At 72.7% G+C, this 11522-nt stretch carries 3 protein-coding genes and 1 pseudogene; all 4 read right to left on the bottom strand.

The window, feature by feature from the left end:
- On the bottom strand, positions 1–2457 hold a 2457-nt coding region (locus SSOG_RS38465; RefSeq protein ID WP_154686125.1), incomplete at its 3' end, for a non-ribosomal peptide synthetase.
- Positions 2454–7454, bottom strand: a complete 5001-nt coding sequence (locus tag SSOG_RS47205; RefSeq protein WP_050800097.1) for a non-ribosomal peptide synthetase — start codon at positions 7452–7454, stop codon at positions 2454–2456. The genes SSOG_RS47205 and SSOG_RS38465, both read right to left, overlap by 4 nt.
- Before the next feature lie 297 nt (positions 7455–7751).
- Positions 7752–8225 carry a phosphopantetheine-binding protein gene (locus SSOG_RS57655; RefSeq protein WP_281048209.1) on the bottom strand — a complete coding sequence of 158 codons (474 nt, stop codon included), beginning with the start codon at positions 8223–8225 and terminating at the stop codon, positions 7752–7754.
- Positions 8226–8393: 168 nt separating this feature from the next.
- Positions 8394–10850: pseudogene (locus tag SSOG_RS38460) on the bottom strand (SDR family NAD(P)-dependent oxidoreductase); the annotation flags it as partial.
- Positions 10851–11522 lie beyond the last annotated feature (672 nt).

The raw sequence follows: 11522 nt of genomic DNA, 5'->3' as shown, positions 1-11522 counted from the left end.
CAGGGCGGCCCGGTCCAGCTTGCCGCTGGCGGTCGTCGGCAGGCGGTCCAGGAGCACGAAGGCCGACGGGACCATATGGGCGGGCAGACCGGCCTCGGCGTGCTCACGGAGTTCCGCGGTGAGCCGTCCGGTGTCGTCGGCCGCGGGCACCACGTACGCCACCAGCAGGCGGCCGCCGGAGCCGGTGTCCCGGACGGTCACCACGGCCTGCGCCACCTTCGGGTGGCCGCCCAGCACGCCTTCGATCTCGCCGGGTTCGATGCGGAAGCCGCGGATCTTGACCTGATCGTCGGCGCGGCCGATGTACTCGAGCGTGCCGTCGCCGCGCCGCCGCGCCACATCGCCGGACCGGTACATCCGGCTGCCCAATTCGCCGTACGGGTCGGCGGTGAACCGCTCCGCGGTCAGTGCCGTCCGGCCGTGGTAGCCGCGGGCCAGATGCGGTCCGGCGATGTACAGGTCGCCGGCGACGCCCGGGGGCACCGGCCGCAGGGCATGGTCCAGCAGATGGACGCGGGTGTTGGCGACCGGGCTGCCGATGGGCGGTACGGCGGAGCCGCTCAGCGGTTCGCTGAGGGTCGCCACGATGGTGGTCTCGGTCGGCCCGTACGCGTTGACCACCAGGCGGTCGGCTGACCAGCGGGCCACCAGGTCGCCCGAGGCCGCCTCGGCGCCCACGACCAGGGTGCGCAACGTGTCCAGACCCTCGGGGTCGAGGGTGGCCACCAGGGAGGGCACCAGCAGGGTGTGGGTGATGCGCCGCTCGCGGAGGAAGCCGTGGAGGGCCTCCCCGATGACGGGGCCGTGCGGCGGCAGGACGAGCGTGGCGCCGTTGGGCAGCGCCATCAGCACCTCCATGACGGCGCCGTCGAAGCTGGCGGAGGCGAACTGGAGGACCCGGCTGTCCGGGGTGATGCGCAGCCGGTCGGCCATGTCGGCGGCCAGGTTGGCGATGCCCTCGTGGGTCACGAGGACGCCCTTGGGGCGGCCGGTCGAGCCGGAGGTGTAGATGACGTACGCGAGGTCGGTGACGCGCGGCCCGTCCTCGGGGACGGTCACCGGCTGCTGCCGTATCCGGTCCGCGTCCTCGGCGAGGTCGACGACGACGGCGTCGGTGGCGCCCAGGGCGGAGCGCGTGCCGGGCTCGGCCACCACGAGACCGGCGCCGGAGTCGCGCAGCATGAACGCCAGCCGGTCCGCCGGATAGCCGGGGTCCAGCGGCACATACGCGGCACCGGCCTTCATGATGCCCAGCAGGCCGACGATCAGGTCCGCTCCCCGTTCGACGCACAGCCCGACGACCCGCTCGGGGCCCGCTCCCAGCCCGCGCAGATGGTGGGCGAGCTGGTTGGCGCGCCGCTCCAGCTCCCCGTAGCCGAGCCACTGCCGGTCGTCCTCGACGGCGATGGCGTCGGGGCGCGCGGCGGCCTGCGCCCGCACGAGTTCGGGGAAGGAGACGGCCGGGACGGGGCGGGTGGCGGCGTGCCACTCGGCCCGCCACTGCTGCCGTTCGGCCGGGTCGAGCACATCGACCTGGCCGACCAGCAGCCCGGGGTCCTCCGCGAGCTGCCGCAGCACCCGCTCGAAGCGGGCGGCGAATCCGGTCACCGTCTCGTGGTCGAAGACATGGTGGTGGTACTGGAGCGCCACCCTCAGATGGGGGTCGGCGTCGGCCGTCACCACCAGCGGGTAGTGGCTGCCGGTGAACGGGGTGATGCCGGTGATCGCGACCTCGGCCTCGTCGTGCGCGGCGCTGATCCCGGCGCGGTCGACCGGATAGGACTCGAAGACGACGGCGGTGTCGAAGAGCGAGGGCAGCCCGATGGCCTGCTGGATGTCGGCCAGTCCGTAGTGGTGGTGGTCCAGCAGGACCGCCTGCCGCTCCTGGAGCCCGGTCAGCAGATCGGCGACGGTCGCGCCGGGGGCGCAGTCGGCGCGCACCGGCAGGGTGTTGATGAACATGCCGACCATCTCGTCCACGCCGGGCACGGCGGGCGGCCTGCCGGAGACGGTGGTGCCGAACACCACGTCCGGCCGTCCGATAAGAAAAAATGAGCAGGAGGGCCCAGCCGCCCTGCACGAGAGTGTTGAGGGTGATGCCCAGGTGGGCGGCGCGCCGGACGAGGGCGCGGGCGAGTTCGGCCGGTACGGGGACCGCCGACCTGGCCCACCTCGGTGTGGAGCCGCGTCCCGGCGTGAGGGGCGAGGAACGTGGGCTCGTCGATCCCGTCGAGTTCGGCGGCCCAGGCGCGGGCGGCGGCCGTACGGTCCTCCTGACAGCCAGGCCAGGAAGTCGCGGTAGCCGGGTCTCGCGGGCAGTACGGCGGGGTCGCCCCCGGCCCCGTAAAGGCGCAGCAGGTCACGCATGAGCAGCGGCACGGACCAGCCGTCGATCAGTACGTGGTGGGCGGTGAGGACGAGTTCGGAGCGTCGGGGGGCGGTCGTCAGCAGCGTCATGCGCAGCAGCGGAGGCCGGGCCGGGTTCGAAAGTGATCAGTCCTCGTCCTTGCTCTCTCCTCCAAGAAGCGGCCGGAGTGCCTGTCGCGCTCGGGTGCATCGGCGGTGGTCAGGTCGAGGTGGCGCCAGGGCAGTTGGACCCCGTCGATGACGAAAGGGACACGTTCGCCGGTGGTGTTCGCCACGAAGGCGGTACGCAGATTGGCGTGGCGGTCCAGGAGCGCCTGCCCGGCCGCGTGCAGCCGGTCGGGGTCCACGCGTCCGGCCAGGTGGTACACCATCTGCATGTGGTAGGCGTCGAACGTGGTGCCGGCCAGCAGCGCGTGGAAGAGCAGGCCGGACTGGAGGTCGGTGAGCGGCCATACGTCGCGTAGCCCCGGATACCGCTCCTCCCAGCCGTCGATCTCGCTCTGCCGCACCGGCACCAGCGGGACGTCCGAAGGCGTCAGCCCTCCGGCGTCCGGCCGGGACGCGTGCCCGGCCAGCCCCTCCAGCGCCGCGCACCACAGGTCCGCCAGCTCCTGGACGTCCTCGGGGGACAGTACGCCGGGGGCGAACCCGAACCGGGCGGTCAGCCGGGGTCCCCGTTCGCCCTCCGTCACATAGGCGTTGATGTCGAGGGCGGCCATCGCGGGCATGTCGTCGTCCAGCCGCGGCATCAGCCCCTCCGTGCCCGGGGAGCGAGTCCAGCCCAGGCCGCGGAGGTGTTCGGGCATGTCGGAGGAGGAGAAACGGCCCAGGTAGTTGAAGGCGATCTGCCCCGTCGAGTACGGCGCCAGCTCCGCGCCCGTCTCCTCGTTCAGATACCGCAGCAGTCCATAGCCAAGACCCTTGTCCGGGATCGACAGAAGCTGCTCCTTCACCGCCTTCACCGCCACACCGGCCGCCGGACCACCGGCGAACGCCTCCTCGACATCCACCCCCGCCACATCCAGCCGTACGGGGAACACGCTGGTGAACCAGCCCACCGTCCGGGACAGATCCGCCCCGGGGACGACACCTTCTTCCCGGCCATGGCCCTCCAGCCTGACCAGCGACGAGGACTCCTCCACCCCACGCGCTCGCCGCCACCTGGCCACCGCAAGCGCCAACCCGGTCAGCAGACCGTCGTTCACACCTCCGCGGAACGCGCCGGGGATGTCGGAGAGGAGCGCGTGGGTGACCGTCTCGGGCAATCGCACCCACAGGCTGTCCAGTGCGGACTGGACGTCGACGGCGGGGTCCAGGGCGCGCGAGCCCAGTAACGGGTCCGGGCCCTCGACCACCGAACGCCACACCCCCAGCTCCGCCACCCGCTCCCGACGGCCCGCCTCCTCCACCAACGCATGAGCCCAGCGCCGCACCGATGTCACCGGCGCGGCCAACTCCGCCACTTCGCCCTGACGGATGAGACGCCACGCCTCCGCCAGATCCGGCAACAACACCCGCCACGACACCCCATCGACCACCAAGTGGTGCAGCACCACCAGCAGTTGGCGCTCGTCCATCAGCCATACGAACCGCGCCATCACACCCGCCGCAGGGTCCAGCAACCCCGCAGCGTCATCCAGCTCCCGCTGTACGTCACCGCCCGATGCCACGCACCGGACCAGCCCCGCCACATCCACCGAACCCCGCGGCCCCACGACCAAGCCGCCCGGCACCAACCGCGACCGCAACACATCGTGCCGATCCACGACCGCACCCAACACGGCCACCAAACCGGCCTCGTCCACCTCCGCCGGGACGTCCACCACGGCCGACATCGCGAACCGGCCCACACCGCCACCAAGGCCCAGCACGAACTCCGAGACCGGCAGCAGAGGCATCCACCCCTCACCGCCACCCTCCAGCTCCGCCAGCACCCCGCCCGCATCCCCATCGGCGCCGGCGCCCACCACCGCGGCCAGCTCCGCCACCGTGCGGCTCTGGAAGATCTGCCGGGGGCTCACGTCCATCCCGCGGGCCCGGGCGCGGGAGACCACCTGGATGGAGCGGATGCTGTCGCCGCCGACCGCGAAGAAGTCGTCGTCGACGCCGACCCGCTCCAGGCCCAGCACCTCGGAGAACACCCCCGCCAGGATCTTTTCCGCAGCCGTGCGCGGCGCCCGGTAGTCGCCCCCGGTGAACTCCGGGGCGGGCAGCGCGGCGTGGTCCAGCTTTCCGTTGGGGGCCAGCGGGAGCCGGTCCAGCATCACGAAGGCCGAGGGGACCATGAACTCCGGGAGCCGTTCGGAGACGAACGCGCGCAGCTCGGCCGCCGAGACACCGGCGGTCAGGTCGACCTCCAGCTCGCCGAGGTTCTCGACGCTGCCGCCGCTCGCGCCGGTGGAGACGACGTACCCGACGAGCTGTTTGCCGCCGGGCCGGTCGTAGGTGGTCACCACGGCCTGTGCCACTCCGGAGTGTGCGGTCAGGGCCGCCTCGACCTCGCCCGCCTCGATCCGGAAGCCCCTGACCTTCATCTGGGCGTCGTCGCGCCCGGCGAACTCCAGCTGGCCTTCGGAGTTCCAGCGCGCGAGGTCGCCGGTGCGGTACATGCGGTCCCCGGGATTCCCGAACGGGTCGGCGACGAACCGCCCGGCGGTCAGGCCGGGCCGTTCGTGGTAGCCGCGGCCCACCTCGCCCGCGACGTACAGCTCCCCCACGACGCCCGGCGGTACCGGGGTCAGGCCCGGCCCCAGCACATAGGTCCGCATGTTGCCCAGCGGGGCACCGATCGGCGCGCTGCCCGAGCCGTCCGGCGTGGCCCCGTCGGGGGCGGTGTACGTCGTGGCGTAGAAGCTCTCGCTCTGCCCGTAGGCGTTGACCACCCGGACGCCCGGGAAGGCGTCCCGGACCCGCCGGACGAGGGACGCGGGCAGCGCCTCACCGGCGAACACCACGCACTCGACGTCGGTGCGGTCCGCGATGCCGTCGACCAGTTCGGCGAAGACCGACGGAACGGTGCTGATGACACTGCCCGACCAGCCGTCCCGCTCCCCCAGGACCAGCACGTCGCGTGCGATCTCGACGGTGCCCCCGGTGGTCAGGGTGGTGACGATCTCGAAGACCGACACATCGAAGTTGACCGAGGTACCGGCCAGCATCCGCGACCCGGGGGCCAGGCCGATCGCCGACGCCAGCTGGGTCACTCCGTTGACGACCCCGCGGTGGGTGATCACGACGCCCTTGGGGGTGCCGGTGGAGCCGGAGGTGTACATCACGTAGGCGGCGTGGTCGGGGCGCAGGGCGACCGCGGGGGCATCCGCCGTCCCGTGCTCCAGGTCCACGTCACCGAGGAGGAGCCGGGGGGCGCCGCCCTCGGGCAGCACCGCCTCGGTCTCGGCGTCGGTCAGGATCAGCCCGGGGCGGGCCTCGGAGAGGATGAGGCCGAGGCGTGCGCTCGGGTAGCGGGGGTCCACGGGCAGGTAGGCCGCGCCGGACTTGAGGATGCCCAGCATGGCGGTCACGAGGTCCGCGGAGCGCGGCAGCGCGAGCCCGACCAGCGACTCCGGGCCGATGCCGCGCCGGACCAGCTCCCGCGCCAGCCGGTCGGCCCGCTCGTCCAGGTCCCGGTAGGTCAGCTCGCGGGTGCCGGAGGTGACCGCGACCGCGTCCGGGGTGCGGGCGGCCTGCTGCGCGAACAGCTGGGGGACGGTCACCCCGGGCAGCTGGGCGGCTGTTTCGTTGCGGCCGGAGAGCAGTTCCCGTTCGGCCCGGGACAGCACGTCGATCGCGCCGATCCGCGCGCCCGGCTCGGCGACGAGGTGGCGCAGTACGCGGACGAAGCGCTCCCCCGCTGCCGCGGCGGTGGACCGGTCGAAGAGGTCCGTCGCGTATTCGAGGGTGCAGCGCACACCGTCCTCGACGGCCGCGAAGTTGAACTCCAGGTCGAACTTGGCCGTCCCCGTGGGGACAGCCTCCAGGGTGGCGGTGAGCCCCGGAAGGTCGAGGTCGATCCTGGCCTCGCTCTGCCAGCTGAACATCACCTGGAAGAAGGGGTGGTAGGCGGTGGAGCGCTCCGGGTTCAGGGCCTCGACCAGCCGCTCGAAGGGTACGGCCTGGTGGTCGTAGGCGCTGAGCGCCTTGTCCTGGACGTGGTCGAGCACCTGCTCCAGCGTGGGGTTGCCGGACAGGTCCGTGCGCAGCACCCAGGTGTTGACGAAGAAGCCGACCAGGTCGTTCAGCGCCTCGTCGGTGCGTCCCGCGATGGTGGACCCGATGGTCACGTCCTCGCCGCCGCCGAGGTGGTGCAGGAGAACGGCCAGGGCCGACTGCATCGCCATGGCCAGGGTCAGCCCCCGGGAGCGCGCCAACTCCTGTACGGCGGCGACAAGTTCGCGGTCGACGGTGAACACGACGGCGTCGCCCCGGTGGCCGGCCTCCGACGGGCGGGGGCGGTCCGTGGGCAGCCGCAGCTGCTGGGGTGCGCCCGCCAGCTCGTCCCGCCAGTAGGCGAGCTGAGTGGACAGCAGGCTCCCGGGGTCGTCACTCTCTCCCAGCAGTTCCCGCTGCCACAGGGTGTAGTCGCCGTACTGGACCGCCAGTTCGGGCCACCCGGGTGCCTCGCCGCGCAGCCGCGCGGCATAGGCGGTGGCCAGGTCCCGGCTGAGCGGCACCATCGACTCGCCGTCGGCGGCGGCGTGGTGCACGACCAGCACCAGGACGTGTTCCGAGGGCCCGCCGCGCAGCAGCGTCGCCCGCACGGGGATCTCGGTGGAGAGGTCGAACCGGTGTGCGGCCGCCTCCATCACCAGACCGTCGATGCCCTCGGATGCCACGTCCACGACCGGTACGTCCATCAGCACCTCGTCGGCGGGCCGGACCTGCTGCACGGGCATGCCGTCGGCGTCCTCGACGAACAGGGTGTGCAGGCTCTCGTGGCGGATGACGACGTCGCGCAGGGCGGAGGACAGGGCCGCGGTGTCCAGTGCTCCGTCCAGGCGCAGTACGAACGGGATGTTGTACGTGGCCGACGGTCCCTCGAAGCGGTCGATGAACCACAGCCGGCGCTGCGCAAAGGACAGAGGGATCATTTCGCGTCTACTCCTCGATCGGTCTTCCTGCGCAGACGGGCCGAAAACACGTACGGACCCGGACGTCGACGGCGCATGACGGTTCGACGGTCGTGGGGTTTCGGGAATCTCGGAACAGGTGAGCCGTATTTCCGGTTCACCTCGCGCCGCGCGCGGATTTCCTCTCGGGCGGGCCGCGGAATTCACGGTGAATACTTCCGGCCCGTGGGGCGCGGGGTCAAGCGGATAGGACCGCGAACGAGCCCCCGGGCGTGGGCCGATGTCCTGGTGGCATGATTTGGTCCACGTACGGGGCGGTCAGGGTGCGGTGGCCTCGGCGACGACGGCCGCCATCGCCTGCACGGTCGGGTTCTCGTAGAGCCGCTGTGTCGGGACCCGGACCGCGAAGGCGTCGTCGACCAGCGCCAGCAGGCGCGTGGCCCGGACGGAGTTGCCGCCGAGGTCGAAGAACGAGTCGTCCCTGCCCACTTCGGGGCAGTTCAGCGCCTCGGACCAGAGGGCGGCGACCCGGCGCTCCAGGTCGTCCGCGGGGGGCGTGACGGTACGGCGTCCGGGCTTGCCGACCGCCGTTTCGGCGAGCAGCCGGGCGGTGTCGACCCGGCCCGCGGCGTCCCGCGGCAGGTGGTCGACCCGGACCAGGCGCACCGGCACCGGACGGTCCCGGGTGCTCGGTGCGACGGCGGCGCGCACGGTCTCCGGGTCGATGTCGTCGGCGGTGTAGGCGACGAGCACCTCGCCGGTCCGCAGCTGTTCCGGGACCAATTCGTCCATGACCGCGGGATTCGCCGCGTCGAGGCCCACGACTTGATAGTGGTGGGGCACGGAAATCGCCTCCAGGAACAGCCGCAGACCGTCCGGCGCGTCGATGGAACGAAAACCGCGGCTGTGGGCGGGCGCGGCGGGCTGATCGCGGTTCATTCCGATTCCGGACCACATGCTCCAGGCGAGGCAGTGGACGGCTCTGCGGCGTTCGTGGTGCCAGTGGTCGGCGAATCCGGCGAGGAATCCATTGGCCGCGGAATACGCGCCGAAGGAATGGCCGCCGAATTCTCCGTTGACGGAGCCGAAGAGCACCAGCGAGGCGTCGGGACGTGTGGCGAGCACCTCCGCCACGGCGAGGGTGCCCGCCACCTTGGCCCCGTACTGGGCGGCGAAGACCTCCCCCGACTCGTTGGCCACCGTATGCCGTTCGAGGTCGGCCCACTGGCCCGTGGGGTCCGCTCCCGCGAGGTGGAGCGCCCCGTCGAGCGGGCGGCCCCACCGCGTCTCGGCGTCCGTGACCGCCGCCTCCAGCGCGGCGGCGTCCGTGACGTCGAGCTGCCGGTACACGACCTCGCCGAGAGCGGTGAGTTCGGCCAGCCGGGCGGCCTTCTCCCCGTCGGCGGGCGACCGGCCGACAAGCAGCAGCCGCGCACCATAGGCGGCGGTGAGATAGCCGGCGATGTCGTGCCCGATCCCGCCCAGTCCGCCGGTGACCAGGTAGAGACCGCCCGCGAGCAGCGGCGGCGCGGGGTCAGCGCCGTCCCGCTCGACCGGTGCCAGGCGCGGCTGCCTGCGCCGTCCGTCGCGTACGGCGACGACGCCGGTGCGGTCCCGGTCGGCCAGTTCGGCGCTCAGGGCCGCGGGCCACGCGTCGGCCTCGGCGGGCAGGTCGAGCTGGCGGATCACCAGCCGCGGATTCTCGGCCGCGGCGGTCCGTACCAGGGCGGGCAGGGCGCAGGTGCCGAGGTCGACCGTGTCCCCGTCGCGTACGTACTGCGCGCCCGCCGTGACGAGGAGCAGCAGCGGGTGGCCGAACTCCCCGTCGGCCAGCGCCCCGACGAGGGCGGACAGCTCCGCGGTCGCCGCCGCGAGCCGCGCGCGGGGGTCGGCGCCGCCGGACAGCGGCGGGGCGAGGACGACCGTGCCGATGGGGCCGTGGTCAGCGGTCACGGCCGCGAGCATCCGCCGCAGTTCCCCGCGGTCGTGCGTCCTGGCCGCGTAGTGGCCCGGCGCCCGCCGGGTCGGCTCCCCTCCCCTGTCGACGGCGACGAGCGGACCGTCGACGCGCAGCCGCGCCCGGTCCTCCTCCTCGGCGATGACCAGCCGGACGCCCGTCCCGGCGGCGTCCGGGGCGTCGGGGGCCGCGGGGATCTCGGTCCACTGCCGCCGGAAGACCCAGGGGTCCTCGCCCTCATCGGGCGCCGCGCCGATCGTCCGGCCCGCGAACGCGCCCGCGCGCAGCCCGTCCAGGAGCGCCCCCCGCTGGATCTTTCCGCTCCCGGTCTTGGGGAACTCGGCTTCGGTGACGGGCACCAGCAGATCGGGGGCGATCCCGGCCTCGCGGGCGAGGGTGGCGCGTATCGCGTCGGTGACACCGTCGAGCACCTCGGGGTCCCACCGGAGCGGGACGAAGAAGACCACGAGCCGGTCGGAGTCGTCGCCCGGTTCGCGCAGCCCGGCGGCGGCGGTGAAGGTGACCCGCACCCCCTCGACCTGCTCCACGACGCTCTCGATCTCGTGCGCCATGTAGTTGACGCCGCGCACGATGATCTGGTCCTTCTTGCGCCCCGCGATGACGATCTCGCCGTGGTGCACGAACGCCAGGTCCCCGGTGCGGAACCAGCCGTCCTCGTCGTACGCCGCGCGGTTCGCCTCCTCGTTGGCGAAGTAGCCGTGCATCATGGTCAGCCCGCGGATGCGCAGCTCGCCCATGCGGCCCTCCGGCAGCACCCGGCCGGTGTCGTCCACCACCCGCAGCCGGACCCCCGGGATGGGCCGGCCGACCGTGGAGAGCACCACGGCGCGCGGGTCACCGGGGTCGAGGTGGCGGATGGTCCCGCCGAGCGAGGACGGGTCGATGGCGACGGTGCCCGCGGTGCGGTCGTGGAGGTGCTGGGCGGCGTAGGTGACCCCGGAGCAGGTCTCGGACATCCCCCACACCGGGCGCATGGCATCGGCGGCCAGCCCGTGCGGCGCCAGCAGTTCCAGGAACCGGTGGCTGGTCGAGGCGATCACCGGCTCACCGGCGTTGGTGATCTCGCGCAGACAGGACAGGTCCCATGAGCCCTTGGTGCGGATCTCGTCGGCGCACTCGTTGACCATGGCGAAGACGAAGTTCGGCGCCCACAGGTTCGTCGCCCGGTAGCGGTCGACCCAGTCCAGCCACAGCAGCGGATCGCCCAGCGAATGCTCGATCTTCGCGTTGATGTGCAGGCACCGCACGAACACGTCGCGCACGTTGTACATGGCGACCGTGACGTGGTCGAAGGGCATCCAGATGAGGCTGACGTCGTCGCCGGTGAGCCCGCAGTGCCGGGCGACGGACAGCGACCTGGCCACGATGCTCGCGTGGGTGTGGTGCACGCACTTGGGGACGCCGGTGCTGCCCGAGGTGAGCAGGTTGAGCACCGGGGAGTCGGGGGTGGCCGCGAACCAGTCGCGGGCGGGCGGGCCGTCGGCGAGGGCGCCGGGTGGTCAGGATGCGCACCTCCGGCTCGTCCCACAGCGCGCGCACCCCGGCCAGCGCGTCCGCCGTGGCGTCGTCGGTGAGCAGCACGGGACGCCCGAGGAGGTTCCACGCGTTGTGCAGCTTGCGGTTGGTCTCGTTCGGTGCGTCGTACGTCGTGGCGACGCCGACCGGGGTCGGTACGAAGCCGCCGAGCACACAGGCCCAGAAGGCGGTGAGGAACGCCTTGTTGTCGTCGAACTGGAACAGCGCGGCGTCCCCGGGCCGCAGACCGGCGTCCCTCAGCCCCGTCAGCACCCGCTCCGCCGCGTCGAGCAGCGCGGGATAGCTCTGGAACACGTCCTCGTGCCCCTTGGTGAGGTAGATCGTCCCCTTGTCCGGCGCCAGCCGGGCCGCCTCGCGCAGGGCCTCCTGAAGCGTCGTGGGGGCTCCCTCCGGGATCGCGAAGGGCCCGCCGTCGAGGTCGGCCGGGGGCGCGTCCACGGGTTCCGGCTCCCGTGCGGGCGGTGTGGCCGCGGGCCGGGGCGCGGCCCCTCGTACGGCCTTGCGCACCACGGCTACGGCGTCGTGGACGCCGGGCACCTCCAGGACGGCCGCGGCGAGGGCGTCGATTCCCTCGG

The organism is Streptomyces himastatinicus ATCC 53653 (assembly GCF_000158915.1).
In the GTDB taxonomy this organism is placed as follows: domain Bacteria; phylum Actinomycetota; class Actinomycetes; order Streptomycetales; family Streptomycetaceae; genus Streptomyces; species Streptomyces himastatinicus.
The sequence above is the reverse complement of the archived record's forward strand: the minus strand, read 5'-3'. Positions and strand labels throughout refer to the sequence as shown.